Genomic DNA, 16,999 nt, shown 5'->3' with positions numbered 1-16,999 from the left:
TTAAATTTAATGGGTTCGAATGATGCGAACCATTGTCAGGGCGATCCTTCTACCGGCGCACCACACAAACCTTTCAGCGAAGGATCGGACCGAATGCCACGCCGCTCACTGCTGTCCGATACCGAACGCGACAGCTTATTGGTATTGCCACAAAGTCAGGATGATTTGATTCAGCAATACAGCTTCACGGATGCCGACCTGGCGTTGATCCGGCAGCGGCGCGGGGCAGCGAATCGCCTTGGGTTTGCGGTCCAGATGTGCCTGTTGCGCTATCCCGGCTACGCGCTTGCCAGCGACACCGCGCTGCCGGATTCGGTGTTGCACTGGATCGCCAAGCAGGTGCGCAGCGACGCCGGCGCCTGGCCGGAATACGGCGAGCGGGAGAAGACGCGCAACGAACACCTGCACGAGCTGCGCGCCTACCTGGGACTGTCAGTCTTCGGCCTGCCGGACTTCCGCAAGCTGGTGGACAGCCTGGCCGACCTCGCTATGCAGACCGACAAGGCGATGGTCCTCGCCGCGCATTCCCTTGAAACGCTGCGCCAGAAGCGCATCATCCTGCCGGCGCTTACTGTCATCGAGCGGGCCTGCGCCGAGGCCGTGACGCGGGCCAACCGGCGCATTTACCGCGCGCTGATCGATCCGCTGGAGCGGCACCACAAGCGCTCGCTTGACAACCTGCTCAACGTGGCGCCTGACATGAGCATCACCTGGCTTGTGTGGCTGCGCCAGTCTCCGCTAAAGCCCAATTCCCGCTACATGCGCGAACACATCGAAAGGCTCAAGGTGTTTCAGTCTCTGGCACTGCCGGAGGGGCTTGGCCGCCAGATCCACCAGAATCGCCTGCTGAAGATGGCGCGCGAGGGTGCGCAGATGACGCCGCGCGACCTGGCGAAGTTCGAGGATGAGCGGCGCTATGCGACACTGGCGGCGCTGGCCATCGAAGGCATGGCCACCGTGACGGACGAACTGGTCGACCTGCACGACCGCATCATGATCAAGCTGTTCAGCGCGGCCAAGAACAAGCATCAGCAGGACTTCCAGAAGCAGGGCAAGGCCATCAACGACAAGGTGCGCCTGTACAGCCGAATCGGGCGCGCGCTGGTCGAGGCCAAGGAATCCGGCATGGACCCGTATGCCGCGATCGAGGCCGTGCTGCCGTGGACAGACTTCACGCAAAGCGTGACCGAGGCGGCAGAACTGGCCCAGCCCGAGACGTTCGACCACCTGCACCTGGTGGGAGAGCAGTACAGCACCCTGCGGCGCTATACGCCTGAGTTCCTCGATGTGCTTCGGCTTAAAGCTGCGCCGGCGGCGCAAGCGGTGCTGGACGCGATCGACGTCCTGCGCGAGATGAACATGACCGGGGCGCGCAAGGTGCCGGACGATGCGCCGATCGCGTTCGTGAAGGCGCGGTGGAAGCCCCTGGTCATCACCGACGACGGTCTTGACCGCCGCTTCTACGAGATTTGCGTCTTGTCGGAGCTGAAGAATTCGTTGCGGTCGGGCGACATCTGGGTGCAGGGTTCGCGCCAGTTCCGGGACTTCGAGGAATACCTGCTACCCACGGAAAAGTTCGGGGCGATGAAATCAGCGCGCGAGCTGCCGATCGCGGTCAACCAGGACTGCGACCAGTACCTGCACGACCGCTTGCTCTTGCTCGAACAGCAACTGGCCACCACCAACCGGCTCGCGCTGACGAACGAACTGCCCAATGCGATCATTACTGAGACAGGACTGAGGATCATCCCACAGGACGCCGTGGTGCCGGACGAGGCCCAGGCGCTGATTGACTTCGCCAGCGGCATGCTTCCCCGGATCAAGATCACCGAACTGCTGATGGACGTGGACGACTGGACCGGTTTCACGCGCCACTTTGTCCATCTTAAGAGCGGGGAGCAGGCCAAGGACCGGACGTTCCTCATGTCCGCGATCCTGGCCGACGCCATCAACCTCGGCCTGACCAAGATGGCGGAATCGAGTCCCGGCGCCACTTACGCGAAACTGTCCTGGTTGCAGGCCTGGCACATCCGGGACGAAACCTATTCGGCCGGCCTGGCTGAACTGGTCAACGCCCAGTTCAAGCACGCCTTCGCTGCGCACTGGGGCGACGGCACAACGTCGTCGTCGGACGGCCAGCGCTTCCGCGCGGGCGGCCGGGCCGAGAGCACGGGCCACATCAACCCCAAGTACGGCGCCGAGCCCGGCAAGCTGTTCTACACCCATATTTCCGATCAGTACGCGCCGTTCAGCACCAGAGTGGTCAACGTCGGCGTGCGCGACTCGACCTATGTGCTCGACGGCCTGCTGTACCACGAATCGGACCTTCGCATTGAGGAGCACTATACCGACACCGCCGGCTTCACCGACCACGTGTTCGCGCTAATGCACCTGCTGGGTTTCCGCTTCGCGCCGCGCATCCGCGATGTGGGAGACACCAAGCTGTACGTGCCGGCCAAAGTGGGCGATCACCCCGCCTTGCGCTCGATGATCGGCGGCAGCCTGAACGTCAAGCATCTGCGCGCACACTGGGACGACGTGCTGCGCTTGGCCGCCTCGATCAAGCACGGCACCGTCACAGCGTCGCTCATGCTGCGCAAGTTAGGCAGCTACCCGCGCCAGAACGGCCTGGCGATCGCGCTGCGCGAGCTGGGGCGGATCGAGCGCACGCTGTTTATCCTGGACTGGCTCCAGAACGTCGAGCTGCGCCGACGCGTACACGCCGGTTTGAACAAAGGCGAAGCGCGCAATGCGCTGGCCAGGGCGGTATTCATCCACCGGCTGGGCGAGATCCGCGACAGGTCGTTTGAGCAGCAGCGGTACCGCGCCAGCGGCCTGAATTTGGTGACGGCCGCAATCGTACTGTGGAACACGGTCTACCTGGAGCGGGCGACGCAGGCCTTACGTGAGAAAGGCAAGTTGCCAGACGACGGTATGCTGCAATTTTTGTCACCGCTGGGCTGGGAGCACATCAACCTGACCGGGGACTATGTGTGGCGCCAGCAGCGTATAGCCGAAGGCGGGTTCAGGGAGCTGCGCAAGCCCCAAGAGTAGGAAATATTCTAGAAAAGGGAAGATTCAGTTCGCGGCTGCGTGAATCGATTTCCCCGCCCCTCACGCAAGATTCTTAGCTTCTCTAAATAAACCAAGCCCTGCCAGCCTGGTGTGGCCAGATTGAGCCCTGGGTATTGCCGGCGGCAGTTTTCCAGGGCAGGCGACTGAGCATTGCGTTCTTCGTCACGCAGCGTATCCGAGGCGCCTCTGATAATTCGTGCAGCTTCCTCGCGCTCTCGCTGTTCTTCTTGTCTAGCGCGTAAATCCAGTGCTCGGGCATGCTCCAGTTGAAGCCGCTGTACCTCCAGCATGGCAATGAAGTGTTCAGTGTTTTCGGCTAGTAGCTGACGCTCGGCGTCGGTAAGAAGCTGGCCAGCGCTTGATCCATAAACGGGCACCGCCCCGGTGTCATAGGAGCCGTATAGGAGCTTGAAGCACTCGGAGCCGAGGACGGTGAACCGCCCATTCTCCCGCACGATGTGGATGCGTTTGTACACGCTGTGGCGACAGCCGTCGCGCTGACAAATTATCCGATCTCCGTTGTCTACCTCGACTACTGCCATCAGCTGCGCGTTCGACATATTTTATTTTTCCAAGCAAAGACCGCCCCCGGTCATAAATGTCGACTATACAGTATAGGGTCAGGGCGTTTGCAAGTCGACTGCGCGGAATGGTTTGCGGGCGATATGCTCGGCCAAATCGCCTTAGCGCCCGATTTTTTCCGTTTTCCCTATTCGCCCCTACCTCAATCATGGAAACGGCGTGACCAGCTCGGTCCTGTTCGGCCCGATTGACGAGCAGGCCGACAGCTTTCCCCGTCCGTACGCAAACGTGCATCACTACCGCTGCATCAGCCCGGCGCTGGCAACGCCCGACGGCGTCCCCGACGCGGACCTTTACGACGTGCTCAAACACATCGACAATGTGCTCAAGAGCGAAAAGCCCGAATTCGTCAACCTGAGCATCGGACCCTACATGCCCATGAACGACGATGAAGTCCATCCCTGGACGGCATTGATCGACAGCCACCTCGCCTCGGGACAGACGCTTGCCGCCGTCGCAGTCGGTAACGACGGGGAAAAGGAGTGGCCAGAGTCGCGCGTCCAGCCACCGTCAGACATGGTTAACGCCTTGGCGGTAGGGGCTTGCGACGTCACCGCTGCGAACTGGGAGCGCGCGCCCTACAGTTCACATGGCCCAGGACGTAGCCCGGGTATGGTCAAACCCGACGGTGTGGCGTTTGGTGGCTCGGCCAAGCAGCCGTTTGTCGTCTACAACGCGCTTGCCGGCCAATACGCCCATACGAGCGGCACGAGTTTCAGTTCACCCGCTACACTGCGCACGGCCATCGGCGTCAAGGTTTCGCTTAATTCGCCGCTGACCCTCCTTGCGGTGCGGGCATTGATGTCGCACCACGCGAGCCGACCGAAGGAAATGCTGATGAGCCACGTCGGGCACGGCCGCTTCCCGCAAAGTGTCGATGAGGTGCTCACCTGCGACGACAACGAGGTCAGGGTGATCTACCAGGGCACCTTGAAGGCCGGACAGAACTTGCGTGCCCTGATTCCATTTCCGACCCTGGCCTTGAACGGTAAGGTGACGCTGCGCGCCACGCTGTGCTTCGCCAGTCACACCGATCCGGAACATGCCGTGAACTACACGCGCGCCGGCTTGACGGTCATGCTGCGGCCAAAGAAATCGCAGAAAAAAACCATTCCCTTCTTCTCCTCGTCGAAAATGTACACGACCGAATTAGAGGCGCGCATGGACGACCAGAAGTGGGAGACGACGCTCAAACACGAGCAGCGCTTTAACGTCGCCACCCTCGACGATCCCATGTTCGATATTACCTACGGCGCCCGCGAAGATGGGCAAAGCGTTGACAACGAATCGTTGCCGCCGCTGCCCTACGCCATGGTAGTGACGATCGCGGTCGAAGACACGCCTGGCGTATATAACAACATCCGGCAGCGATACCAGACCCTCCAGCCGGTCGAGGTCCGTCAGGAAGTACGTATCCAAAGCGCTGCCGGAAGGCCGTAAAGTGGGAATGCCATAAGTTGCTTCACGCTGGCAGCAATCCTGCCTGCTTCAAGTCCGGCGCCTGGATGGCTTGGCCGTGCGGATCTTCTTCCCGCGCTGCTGCTTACGGCGCTGATGTGCGCTGATCGCCATGAAGATTGCGGCTGCTAACGCCATCAGGACGCCGCCAATGACCACAACGTCGTACAGGTGGTCGGTGACTACGAAGTTCATATGAAGTACGCTGTTACCTGGAATAATCAATCAAATTGCTGCCGCTACCGTGGCGGCTGCCTACATCGTACATCATTGCGCTGTCCACGATACCGGCCCGAATGCACAGCGGCAGTCGGGCTCCCAGTCGCAGCCGTAGATCCGCTCAGGTTCGCGCACCTCTCAACCGCAGCGCATTGGCGATCACGGAAACCGAGCTCAGGCTCATCGCAAGGGCCGCGATCATCGGAGACAACAACTGGCTGGTGAAGGGGTAGAGTGCGCCGGCCGCCAACGGGATACCCATCGCATTGTAGATGAAGGCAAACCCGAGGTTCTGCCTCATGTTGCGCACGGTCTGAAGCGAAAGCAGCCGTGATCTGGCGATCGCCCGCAGATCGCCCTTGATCAGGGTTAGGTGCGCCGAGTTGATCGCGACGTCCGTACCAGTTCCCATGGCGATGCCGACATCCGCCTTGGCCAGGGCCGGCGCATCGTTGATGCCGTCCCCAGCCATCGCGACGACGCGGCCATCTTTCTGCAGCCGTTCGACCAGTGCAAGCTTGTCCTGCGGCTTGACCTCGCCGTGCACATCCTCGATTCCGAGGCGCGTTGCCACCGCCCTGGCGGTGGTGACCCCGTCGCCCGTTGCCATGACGACCCTCAGGCCAGCATCGCGCAGCGCCGCAAGCGCTTCCGGCGTGCTCTCCTTCACCGGGTCCGAGACCGCCACAAGTCCCATCAGGCGCCCTTCCCGCGCCAGGTACATTACGCTGGCTCCCGCCTGGCGCAGCTCCTCCGCAGTATGCTGCATCGGTTTCCAGTCGATCCCTTCGCTTTCCATCAGCGCCGTATTCCCAAGGGCCACCCATTGACCTTGCACGGTGCCGCGTACGCCGATCCCGCTCGAGGATTCGAAAGTCTCCGGCTTGTCGAGCTTGAGTTCTCGCTTCCTGGCCTCGGCCACGATGGCGTGCGCAAGCGGATGCTCGCTGCCCTGGTCGACACTGGCGGCGATACGCAGCACCTCCTCATCCTGGTACCCAGCCGCGGCCGCAACCCGGTCGAACGCTGGTTTGCCTTCCGTGAGGGTACCGGTCTTGTCGACGATGAGGGTGTCGACCTTTCTCATTGCCTCGATCGCCGCGGCGTCGCGGAACAGTACGCCCTGGGTTGCGGCGCGGCCCGTGGCCGCCATGATCGACATCGGCGTGGCCAGGCCCAGCGCACACGGACAGGCGATGATCAGAACCGCCACCGCGTTGACGAAGCCATATACCCAGCTCGGATCCGGTCCAAAGAGTCCCCAGCCGAGGAGCGTAGCCAACGCAACCAGAACCACGACCGAAACAAAGTAGCCGGCCACCACGTCGGCCAGTCGCTGCATCGGTGCGCGCGAGCGCTGGGCGCTCGCGACCATCTGCACAATCTGCGACAGCATCGTCTGCGAGCCCACGCGTTCGGACTCGATGATGAGACTGCCGCTGGAATTGATCGTTGCGCCAATGACCTTGTCGCCGGCACGCTTCGTCACGGGGAGCGGCTCGCCAGTGAGCATACTTTCATCGATCGCGCTTTCGCCTTCGAGGACGGTGCCGTCGACAGGGACCTTTTCGCCAGGCCGTACGCGCAGGTGGTCGCCAACGTGCACATGCGAGAGCTCCACGTCTTCCTCGCTTCCATCGGCACGGATGCGGCGGGCGGTCTTGGGCGCCAGGCCGAGCAAAGACTTGATCGCGGCCGACGTCTGCGAGCGTGCACGCAGCTCCAGGATCTGGCCGAGCAACGTCAGCGAGATGATCACCGCCGCGGCTTCATAGTAGACACCGATACGCCCGTGCATTTCAAACATCGCAGGGAACAGGCCAGGAGCAAGAGTGGCCACCATGCTGTACCCGTACGCGGCGGAAACGCCGATGCTGATCAGGGTCCACATGTTCGGGCTGCGGTTGCGGATCGACTGCGCGCCGCGCACGAAAAATGGCCAGCCCGCCCACAAGACGACTGGCGTGCTGAGTGCCAACTCGATCCAGCTTTGGTAAGCCAGTCCGCCACCGAACATTCGGTGGCCCACCATTGCCAGGACGGTGACAATCGCGGTCAGCGGCAGGGTCCACCAGAACCTGCGTCGGAAATCGCTCAGCTCTGGATTCTCATCCTCTTCCAGAGTAGGCATCATCGGTTCCAGGGACATCCCGCATATTGGACAGTTTCCTGGACCGGGCTGCTGGATCTCCGGGTGCATCGGGCAGGTGTAGATGGTGCCGGCGGGTGCAACTGGCGGTGCGCTGTCCGTCTTTTTTCCCAAGTAGGCAGATGGAGTGGCCCGGAATTTGTCCATGCACTTGACGCTGCAGAAATGGTAAACATTTCCGTCGTGCTCGATCCTTCGGTCAGGCTTATCCGCGACCTTCATTCCGCAGACCGGATCGGTGAACGGTTTGTCGACCGCAGCAGTCATCTCGCCAGGTCCGGACGCCAGGGCGGGTCCAGAGTCGCCTGCAGCGTGATGAGGTGCGGAGTGATCGTGATGGCAGCGCCCGTTTCCTTGCTCGTGACCTGAATGCTCGTGCGCGTCGTGCTTCATGGTGACTCCCTTGATAAATGCTTGTTCTTCGGTTCGGCCCTCGCCGGAGCCGATGCCGAGCCCGAGGCTAGGTACCTTCCGCCGCGTGGTTCAGCGAATACTTGGGGATTTCGACCACGAGGTCGGCGTCGGCAACGACCGCCTGGCATGAAAGCCGCGACTGCTGTTCGACGCCCCACGCACGGTCGAGCATGTCCTCTTCGGATTCGCCCGGTGGGCGCAGGGACTGTCCGCCCTCGCGCACGATGACGTGGCAGGTCGTACAAGCCCCGACTTTACCGCAGGCATGTTCAATGTCAACATGGTTGTCCAGCAGGGCGTCGCAGATGCTCGTACCAGAGGCAACGTTCAGCTCTGCGCCATTGGGCGCATAGTCAGGATGAGGCCGGACAAGGATCTTAGGCATCATCCCGCTCCATGCTTCGCGTGTTGACCTGACGGTAGCGGCAACACAGGCAGGGACGGTCGGGACGGATTGTGGCCGCTACCCCAGGAAGCTCAGGGGGCGGTCCTGAGACCGCTTTGTTCGTATACCCCGACGTGACCGGGCGATGCTCCGCAGGACTGGGCGTCCCACTGATTGGGTGGTACATGATGGACCTCGCGAATACTGAGTGAACCCACTGTAAACCCTACAACAATGGAAAGGTCAAGCGTATTCCGCCTTGTCTTGGTACTCAGGTGCAAACGTCACTATTGAATTAGCGAGGCCTTCTGAAGTAATCAGCTTTGCGGGGGATGATAAAGCGCAGGTTCTTCCGAAACTCGTACCGGTCCTGTCCTGCGTGTAGGCTTTGCAAGGTGTACGTGTCACCGTCCCGATAGTGATCGGTCGTGAGGTAGACGACAACGGGAGCGCATTGAATGCGAAGGTCGCCAGATGTGATTGATAAGGTAGGCGGCTGGGGCGCCAGATCTCCGCCGACTTCGCTACTCGTTCAGCCAAGTGATGCGAACAGTCATGCCGGCGCCGGCTTAACCCAGCGCCCAACCGCCTAGCGCCGAGGACACCTCTTGCCATTCCCACAGGGCTTACCAGGCCGCGCCACGGATTCGACTCGACCTGGTGCTGGATCTCCTGCGCCGCATGCGAACACTACATCATGCTGGCGACGGTAGCCCGCCGTTGAAGGGCGAACCGTGCCAACGCGTGCAAAGAACTGCGTCTTCAGCCATTGGCGAACGCGCACAGTATCTGCCTCAAACGGCAGGTAGAAACAATATGCGCCTATCACCAGCAACAAATACATGCCGGCGTAGATGAAATAGCGGGAAAGGACGTGGGGCGACAGCTAGCCGATTCCGTATAGCGAAGACCATGTTCTTGCCGGAGATGGGCCTGGAATCACTATGTAAGCCAGCTGCTGTTGGCAATCTGACCAGTCCCAAGGCCGGGCATCCCGTCAGTTGTCTCGTCCAAGCTGGACCACTCTTTCAACCACTTTCCTAATTTCACAAAGCCTCTGCAGCACCCACGGTACGGCCTAATCCTCCCCATCTTTCCGTTTGTGGCCGGCCGTCGGAACGAACCCGCAGTCCGCATATTTCTTGCAAAGAATCTCCCTCATATCGTTGATACCATTTTCTGAACAATCACGATGTTCTCGCAATAGCGGCGCAAGCTGTCATGCTGGATGTCGCTCGTGACCGTACAGTGAAGACTTGGCGCAAGTGCGCTCAGGTGATGGTTGCTGAACGAACGCAGGAAGACTTGATTAAATTGGGTGCCGGCCTGGGCAGCATCCAGCATCGCAATCATGCGGCGAGCGTCGGCTGAAAGCTGCGGTTGATGCTGGATACCGTACCACTCTCTGAGCATGCGCTGGGCTCGAGCAATTTCTTCTCTCTGTTCCCGATTTCCCATGCGCGCCATCGACCTGATCTCGTCGTCGCTTGCCTTGGCCGGCGTCGCGCCAAACCCTGGCGTTGGCGATGTTCCTTCCTGAGGATTGGCGATCTGGGGATCGCGCATCGGGTCTGTTCCGGCCGCGAGCTCGGTCATGCGCAGCGCCGAAAAGTGGTGGTCGATGATGAAAACGAGGTAGTTCTTCTCGAACTGCGCCGTGTTCCCCCTGCCCGGGCCATCCGCATGGGCCATGCCGACGGAAGCGGCTAGTATCCCAAGGCTCAGCAATGCATTCCTTGCGAGTTTGCGTGATTGATCCCATGCCTGAAAGCGGCTCAACTTCGTGTTCAACGCGTCCATGTCATCCCTCAGTGAGCAAGTTTAGCTTGTCAATGGATGGGAACTACCAAGCAGGCATGCCGATGCGCTCCGTCGCATGCTGTCGAGCCCCCGACGGCGCCGCTTTCGCTTGACTGGTGGCCGAAACATGTGCGGGAAGCGGCTAATGAGCTCAGACGCGCGAAGACGAGTCGAGTTCCATGGTGAGCAAACGGCGGGCGGAGTATGCGATGGTGCTTGTCTCCGACGGCGAGGGAGGGCACGCATGCAGTCATGGCAGGACGGAAAGCGCCTTGAAGCGGCGGGAAATTTGCACAGCACCGTCGTCTCCGCTGAAACAGGAGCAAATCGGTGCAACAGACCAAGGCTCTCAGCATTGGCCTTTGGCGCGCTGCGCTCGCTGTTTAGTCTATATTCCGCCCGCGCCTATTTTCCGGACCGGTGATGCCTGGCCATCCAATCGTCGAGCTTCTTGATTTCCTTGGTCTGCTCCGCGATCATTTTTTTTGCCATCTTCTGCATCTCCGGATCCTTTCCGTTATTAAGCTGGGCGCGCGCCATGTCGATGCCGGCTTGGTGCTGCGAGCGCATCATCATCGCGAAGTCATGGTCATGGTCCCCGGTCGTCTCCATGCTCGACATCTTCTGATGCATTGCTTCCATGCTCCGCATCATTTCGTGGCCGCTCCCTGCATGCTGCTGGCTGCCGGCTGGGGGAGCTGAGCCATGCTGAGCGTGCCCGGCTTGGGCAAACGCGTTTCCGGCCACACCCAGGACCAGCGCAACGGCCCCTACTGCAGATAGAACTCGCGACTGAACGGTTTTCATGGTCGCCTCCTATTGATGTGTTGGTTCGTGCAGCGCCCTTCGCCGCACGTTCTCGTGCCATGATCAGGCAGACGAATGCAACCGCGCCGTGCGGTACCACACGCAGGAGTCCCACGCCGCCCCACATCCTCCCGGCCGAAACTTTTCCTGTTGTCCCGTCGCGGCCCCTCTTGACCTTCCAACGATGGCAAGCTCTAGACTAATCGCATGTAAATTTGAGGCCTGGAGCGAACCATGAGCTTGACCAGCACAATGAATGAACGCGGCACGGCGACGATCAGCCTGCCCATCGAGGGAATGACTTGCGCAAGTTGCGTCGGTCGGGTGGAGGCTGCCCTGGCCAAGGTGCCGGGCGTCGGACGTGTTTCCGTCAATCTTGCCACCGAACGGGCGGAAATCCGGGCGGCAGGCAGCGTCGATCGGATCGCACTGGTCAAGGCCGTTGAGAAGGTCGGCTACGACGTCCCTGCCGGCACGGTAGAACTGGCGGTGGAGGGGATGACCTGCGCTTCCTGCGTCGGCCGCGTCGAGCGCGCATTGGCGGCTGTGCCGGGCGTCGCACAGGCAACGGTCAACCTGGCTACCGAGCGCGCCACCGTGCGCGGCGTCGCCAGTGTCGAGACCCTGGTGGCGGCGATCGACAAGGCCGGCTACTCAGCGCGGCCGGTCGATGCCGCCGCGCGCACCGACGAGGAAGCCGCGGAGAAGAAAGACGCGGAGCAGGCCGCACTGAAGCGCGACCTGATCCTGGCCAGCATACTCGCCCTGCCCGTCTTTGCCGCCGAGATGGGCTCGCACCTGATTCCGGGTGTGCACGAGTGGATCATGGCAAACATCGGCATGCAGGCGAGCTGGTACCTGCAGTTCGTGCTGACCGCGCTCGTGCTGGCCGTTCCGGGCCGGCGCTTCTACCAGAAAGGCATCCCCACCCTGCTGCGCCTGGCGCCGGACATGAATTCCCTGGTCGCAGTCGGTACGGCAGCCGCGTTCGGCTACTCCGTCGTCGCGACGTTCGCGCCGAACATGCTGCCCGCCGGCACCGTCAACGTGTATTACGAAGCGGCCGCCGTCATCGTCGCGCTGATCCTGCTGGGCCGCTACCTCGAAGCCCTCGCAAAGGGGCGCACCTCCGAAGCCATCAAGCGCCTGGTCGGCTTGCAGGCCAGGCATGCGCACGTGCTGCGCGATGGCCGTGTCGTTGACATCCTGGTGGCCGAGGTCGCACTGGACGAGCTCGTCGAGGTCCGCCCCGGCGAACGCGTTCCGGTCGACGGCGAGGTGACCGAAGGCCGCAGCTACGTCGACGAGTCGATGATTACCGGCGAACCGGTCCCGGTCGAGAAAATCGCTGGTAGCAGCGTCGTGGGCGGCACGGTCAACCAGCAAGGAAGCCTGAGAATGCGCGCCACGGCGGTCGGCGCGCAGACCATGCTGGCCCAGATCATTCGCCTGGTCGAGCAGGCCCAGGGCTCCAAGCTGCCGATCCAGGCCGTCGTCGACAAGGTTACCCTGTGGTTCGTCCCGGCCGTCATGCTAGCCGCCGCCCTGACCTTCGCGGCCTGGTTCGCCTTCGGGCCTTCCCCGGCGCTGAGTTTCGCCATCGTCAACGCGGTGGCCGTCCTGATCATCGCCTGCCCTTGCGCCATGGGCTTGGCGACACCGACCTCGATCATGGTCGGCACCGGCCGTGGAGCGGAAATGGGGGTTCTGTTCCGCAAGGGCGAGGCGCTGCAACTGCTCAAGGATGCACGGGTAGTGGCGCTCGACAAGACCGGCACGCTGACCGAAGGGCGCCCCGTCCTGACCGACCTCGAGCTCGCACCCGGGTTCGACCGCACAGAGGTATTGGCGATTGTCGCGGCGGTGGAGTCACGCTCGGAGCACCCGATCGCCCGCGCCATCGTCGAGTCAGCAACTGCGGGAGGGATTCCACTGCCGACGCTGGCCGATTTCGAATCCGTGACCGGCATGGGCGTGCGCGCGACAGTGGATGGGATCGAGGTTCAGGTCGGCGCCGACCGCTACATGCGCTTGCTGGGCATGGACGTCGGCGTCTTCGCCGATACCGCCGAGCGTTTGGGCAGTGAAGGAAAATCGCCGCTGTATGCTGCCATCGACGGGCGGCTGGCCGCCATCATCGCGGTGGCGGATCCGATCAAGGCCAGCACGCCGGCCGCCATTGCGGCCCTACACCGCCTGGGCCTGAAGGTGGCGATGATCACGGGCGACAACCAGCGCACCGCGCAGGCGATCGCGCGCCGCCTGGGCATCGACGATGTCGTCGCCGAAGTGCTCCCGGAAGGAAAGGTTGAAGCGGTGCGGCGCCTCAAAGCCGCACACGGTCGGGTCGCCTTCATCGGCGACGGCATCAACGACGCGCCGGCCCTGGCGGAAGCGGACGTCGGGATGGCAATCGGCACCGGCACCGATGTCGCGGTGGAATCGGCCGACGTGGTATTGATGTCCGGAAGCCTGCAAGGCGTCCCGAACGCCATTGCTCTGTCGAAGGCGACCATTGGCAACATTAAACAGAACCTTTTTTGGGCCTTCGCGTACAACACTGCCCTGATTCCTGTGGCTGCCGGTGCGCTGTATCCGGCTTTCGGCCTGTTGCTGTCGCCGGTTTTTGCGGCCGGCGTGATGGCCCTTTCCAGCGTCTTCGTGCTGGGCAACGCCTTGCGCCTGCGCCAGTTCAAGGCGTCGCTGGATAAAAAAGGAGAGTAAATATGAATATCGGAGAAGCATCCAAGGCATCCAAAGTATCGGCCAAGATGATTCGCTACTACGAGCAGACCGGCCTGATCCCGCCGGCCAGCCGGACCGACTCCGGCTACCGGGCTTACACCTCGTCGGACATCCACCGCCTGCACTTCATCCGCAACGCGCGCGACATGGGGTTCTCGGTCGCGGAGATCAGCGACCTGCTCAGCCTGTGGAACGACAGGTCGCGGCACAGCGCGCACGTCAAGCGCCTGGCGCAGGAACATATCCTCGACCTGCAGCGACGGATGGCGGCCATGCAGCAGATGGTAGACACCCTGGGAACGCTGGTCAGCCACTGCGCAGGTGACGAGCGCCCGGATTGTCCCATCCTGGCAAACCTGGCGCTGCCGGACGAGATTCCCGATGAGCCAGATCAGCGCACCGGTGCGTTGCAGCGGCGCCCGGGCGGAGCGATTCCCTAACCCTTGGCGTACCGGCGCCGGCGTGGCGACGAGGCGGATGCTTGACCTTCCAACCGTGGCAACCCTTATGCTGGCAGTTCACATTGAAAAAAGGAGTTTAATCATGCAATTTCATCTTGACGACATGACCTGCGGCGGATGTGCGCGCAGCGTCACCAAGGCTATCCAGTCGGTCGATGCGCATGCGGTTGTCGCTACCGATCCTCCGGCGCGGCTTGTGACAGTTGAGACCTCCGCGCCGCGGGCTCAGATCGCAGAAGCGCTTCGCGAGGCTGGCTTCCCGCCGAGGGAGTCTTGACTAGTCCCGGGTTTATAGGGTGAACATCGGCGGTGTCCTCAAAATGCGGGCACCGCTCATTTAAGCGATTTTGTGTCGCAGAACTTTGATCCAGGCGCTAGCGTCATGCAATCGCCGCTAACGTCATTCTCGGCAGCCGCCCGCTCCCGATTACGGACATGGTCAGGCCTTGGCTGTTGACTTCAACTGTAGATTGCCGCGATGCGTCATCGCCTGCGCACTGCAAGCGTCCCGAGGCGCAGCGTAAACTTACGTTTCGCTACAAATTGAGGGGCTCCGTCGGACTTTGCTCAGGCTTAAACCTGTTACAACGCGAAAACTGTCATGCTATACTCGCCGCACCTATGAACCGTCTGCTCACGACATTGCTGGTATGGCTCTTGATGGCCGCACTTCCGCTGCACGCGGTGGCTGCGTCCGTCAGCATGTCCTGCGCGCCGGTTCAGGAACAAACTGGCGCAGTACAGATGGCCCACCACGCGTCGCAGGCTGCCGCCGATGCCCCGCATGCGCACCATGGAATGCATGCCATGGATTCGGCCGACGCCGCAGCGGACGACGATTCTTCCGATACCAAAACCGGGAAGCTTTCGCACTCCTCTTGCAGTGCATGCTCGGCCTTCTGTATCGGTGCCGTGGCTCCCCCCTCTTCTTCGCTCTCCGTCCCTAGCTTCGACGGCTCGGAGGCGGTTGTTGCCGCCCCCGTCGACCTTCTCGTCGGTTTCATCCCCGACGGCCCCCAACGCCCTCCACGGCAGTAATCCGCTTGATCGACCAAGCCTTCGCGCCGGCGCCTAGCCGCGGCAGCGAAGCGCCTTGGAGTTTGGTGCCCCTGCGCACCTCATGACCGATTTCGAGGATTGAACAATGAAACTCAAGCTGTGGGCTGCCTTCGCCGCCCTGTCCGCTGCTGCGCTTGTAGCCCAGGCCCAGCAGTCCTCCCGTATGCCCGACCCGGCCGATCCGTCCGTTCCCGTGCCTGCGACCGTGTATGAATCGGTGCTGACCGGCCCTGTCCCGCCTACGAACGGCAACCAGACGCCAGACAAGTCCTGGCGCCCCGCCAATGATGCCCTCGCGGGCCAGACAGGTCACGCCGGCCATCATTCCGCTGCTCCCGCGCCAACGCAGGTGGCACCGCGTCAGCCGGCGCCGGTCGCCCCATCCAAGGACCAACACCAGCATCACTGAGTCGAAGCCGATGAGAACAATACAAAAATACCCAGCCCTACGCAGTATCGTGGTAGGCGCCGTAGCCCTCACGCTCGGCGGCTGCGCAACTTTTTCCAAGGACGGAGGGCTTGACGCCGTGTCGTCCATGACCATTGAGCGCATCGGCCAGGACATCCGCCTGCCGCGCGGTACCAGTGCGGAAAGTGAAGCACAGGCGGAACTGTCAGCGCTGCTGAAGCAACCCCTGACGGCCGATCATGCCGTGCGCGTTGCCCTGCTGAACAACCGCGGCCTGCGTGCCTCGCTTGCCGAACTGGGCGTCGCGGAAGCCGACCTGGTACAAGCCGGCCGCATGAGCAACCCGTCCTTCAGCTTTGGCCGCATGTCGGGTGGCGGAGAAACCGAGATCGAACGCAGCGTCATGTTCGATCTGGTCGGACTCGTCACGATCCCGCTGCGCCGGGACATCGAAGGGCGCCGCTTCGAAAGTGCGAAGCTCGTTGCCGCTACCGAGGCGGTTCGCACCGCTGCGGACACGCGCAAGGCCTGGTTCAACGCGGTCGCGGCCGCCCAGTCGGCGCGCTACGCCGAGCAGGTGCGCGAGGCGGCGCAGGCAAGCGCCGAACTGGCGACGCGCATGGCAAAAGTCGGCAACCTGAGCGCCCTCGACCAGGCGCGCGAGCAGGCATTCTCCGCGGAAGCCACCACGCAGCTGGCACGTGCGCGCCACAACGCGACGGCTGCACGCGAGCAGCTTGCAAGGCTGATGGGCGTGTGGGGCGAAAATATCGCTTTCCAGCTGCCAGACAGGCTTCCCGATTTGCCAAGCGCGCCGCGCGAACCCGGCAATATCGAATCGCTCGCGATGCAGCAGCGTCTTGATGTCCAGCTGGCGAAGCTGGGCACCGAAGCGACAGCGCGTGCGCTGGGCCTGTCGAAAGCCACCGGCTTCGTCAACGTGCTGGAGGCCGGCTACGTCAACTCGAGCAAATCCGGTGAACCGCGCGAGAACGGCTACGAAATCGAGCTCGCCTTGCCGCTGTTCGACTGGGGTGGCGCCCGCGTCGCGAAAGCACAGGCGCTCTACATGCAGTCGGTTCATCGCACCGCCGAAACCGCCATCTCGGCCAGGTCCCAGGTGCGGGAAGCGTATTCCGCCTACCGGACCAGCTACGACGTGGCGAAGCACTACCGCGACGAAATCGTCCCGCTGCGCAAGAAGATATCGGAAGAGACCCTGCTGCGCTACAACGGCATGCTCATGAGCGTGTTCGAGCTGCTGGCAGACGCGCGCGCGCAGATCAACGGCGTGAATGCGGCCATCGAGGCGCAGCGCGACTACTGGATTGCCGACACCGACTTGCAGGCAGCTATCAACGGTACGGGTGGCGCAACGGTCCGCATGGCCGGCGGCGCAAGCGATGCAGCCGCTGCCCCAGCACATTAAACAAGGA

At 62.3% G+C, this 16,999-nt stretch carries 14 protein-coding genes; 8 read left to right on the top strand and 6 right to left on the bottom strand.

The genetic code is table 11. The annotated features are described in order from the left end of the window. The first annotated feature begins 93 nt into the window (after positions 1 to 93). Positions 94 to 3,054 carry a Tn3 family transposase gene (locus LQ564_RS10675; RefSeq protein WP_231058070.1) on the top strand — a complete coding sequence of 987 codons (2,961 nt, stop codon included), beginning with the start codon at positions 94 to 96 and terminating at the stop codon, positions 3,052 to 3,054. Between the two features lie 8 nt (positions 3,055 to 3,062). On the opposite strand, the gene LQ564_RS10670 is transcribed toward LQ564_RS10675, so the two are convergent. Continuing rightward, complete coding sequence (locus LQ564_RS10670; RefSeq protein WP_231058069.1) at positions 3,063 to 3,635, bottom strand: hypothetical protein; 573 nt, start codon at positions 3,633 to 3,635, stop codon at positions 3,063 to 3,065. Between the two features lie 133 nt (positions 3,636 to 3,768). On the opposite strand from LQ564_RS10670, the gene LQ564_RS10665 reads away from it, so the two are divergent. Further along, positions 3,769 to 5,097, top strand: a complete 1,329-nt coding sequence (locus LQ564_RS10665) for a S8 family peptidase (protein ID WP_371873467.1) — start codon at positions 3,769 to 3,771, stop codon at positions 5,095 to 5,097. 48 nt (positions 5,098 to 5,145) lie between these two features. Here the strand turns inward: LQ564_RS10665 and LQ564_RS10660 are convergent, their stop codons facing one another. The 5 genes from LQ564_RS10660 to LQ564_RS10640 form a co-directional block, all read right to left on the bottom strand. Then, entirely contained in the window at positions 5,146 to 5,310 is a 165-nt protein-coding gene (locus tag LQ564_RS10660; protein ID WP_231058067.1) for a hypothetical protein, read from the bottom strand. 145 nt (positions 5,311 to 5,455) lie between these two features. After that, a complete protein-coding gene (locus LQ564_RS10655) occupies positions 5,456 to 7,876 on the bottom strand; it encodes a heavy metal translocating P-type ATPase (RefSeq protein ID WP_371873461.1) in 2,421 nt (806 codons plus the stop codon). 67 nt (positions 7,877 to 7,943) lie between these two features. Further along, the gene (fdx, locus tag LQ564_RS10650; RefSeq protein ID WP_231058152.1) at positions 7,944 to 8,282 is read right to left on the bottom strand and encodes an ISC system 2Fe-2S type ferredoxin; all 339 of its coding nucleotides are present in this window, start codon (positions 8,280 to 8,282) and stop codon (positions 7,944 to 7,946) included. A 1,158-nt stretch (positions 8,283 to 9,440) separates the two neighbouring features. Further along, positions 9,441 to 10,082: a DUF305 domain-containing protein gene (locus tag LQ564_RS10645; protein ID WP_231058066.1), complete on the bottom strand. Its 642-nt coding sequence runs from the start codon at positions 10,080 to 10,082 to the stop codon at positions 9,441 to 9,443. Between the two features lie 405 nt (positions 10,083 to 10,487). Further along, positions 10,488 to 10,889: a DUF305 domain-containing protein gene (locus tag LQ564_RS10640; RefSeq protein ID WP_231058065.1), complete on the bottom strand. Its 402-nt coding sequence runs from the start codon at positions 10,887 to 10,889 to the stop codon at positions 10,488 to 10,490. A gap of 234 nt (positions 10,890 to 11,123) precedes the next feature. On the opposite strand from LQ564_RS10640, the gene LQ564_RS10635 reads away from it, so the two are divergent. The 6 genes from LQ564_RS10635 to LQ564_RS10610 all read left to right on the top strand — a co-directional run bounded on the left by LQ564_RS10635 (position 11,124) and on the right by LQ564_RS10610 (position 16,992). Beyond that, positions 11,124 to 13,613: a heavy metal translocating P-type ATPase gene (locus LQ564_RS10635; RefSeq protein ID WP_231058064.1), complete on the top strand. Its 2,490-nt coding sequence runs from the start codon at positions 11,124 to 11,126 to the stop codon at positions 13,611 to 13,613. Positions 13,614 to 13,615: 2 nt separating this feature from the next. Further along, the gene (gene cueR, locus LQ564_RS10630; RefSeq protein WP_231058063.1) at positions 13,616 to 14,074 is read left to right on the top strand and encodes a Cu(I)-responsive transcriptional regulator; all 459 of its coding nucleotides are present in this window, start codon (positions 13,616 to 13,618) and stop codon (positions 14,072 to 14,074) included. Continuing rightward, complete coding sequence (locus LQ564_RS25970) at positions 14,016 to 14,372, top strand: heavy-metal-associated domain-containing protein (protein ID WP_307729950.1); 357 nt, start codon at positions 14,016 to 14,018, stop codon at positions 14,370 to 14,372. Before cueR ends, LQ564_RS25970 begins: the two co-directional genes overlap by 59 nt. Positions 14,373 to 14,716: 344 nt before the next feature. Beyond that, on the top strand, positions 14,717 to 15,133 hold the full coding sequence (locus tag LQ564_RS10620; protein ID WP_231058062.1) for a hypothetical protein: 417 nt from the start codon (positions 14,717 to 14,719) through the stop codon (positions 15,131 to 15,133). Positions 15,134 to 15,239: 106 nt separating this feature from the next. Further along, positions 15,240 to 15,563, top strand: a complete 324-nt coding sequence (locus tag LQ564_RS10615) for a hypothetical protein (RefSeq protein WP_231058061.1) — start codon at positions 15,240 to 15,242, stop codon at positions 15,561 to 15,563. A gap of 10 nt (positions 15,564 to 15,573) precedes the next feature. Further along, on the top strand, positions 15,574 to 16,992 hold the full coding sequence (locus tag LQ564_RS10610) for a TolC family protein (RefSeq protein WP_371873460.1): 1,419 nt from the start codon (positions 15,574 to 15,576) through the stop codon (positions 16,990 to 16,992). The last annotated feature ends 7 nt before the right edge of the window (positions 16,993 to 16,999 follow it).

Source organism: Massilia phyllostachyos (assembly GCF_021044825.1).
In the GTDB taxonomy this organism is placed as follows: Bacteria; Pseudomonadota; Gammaproteobacteria; order Burkholderiales; family Burkholderiaceae_D; genus Telluria; species Telluria phyllostachyos.
This window is presented reverse-complemented; position numbering and strand designations above follow the sequence as displayed.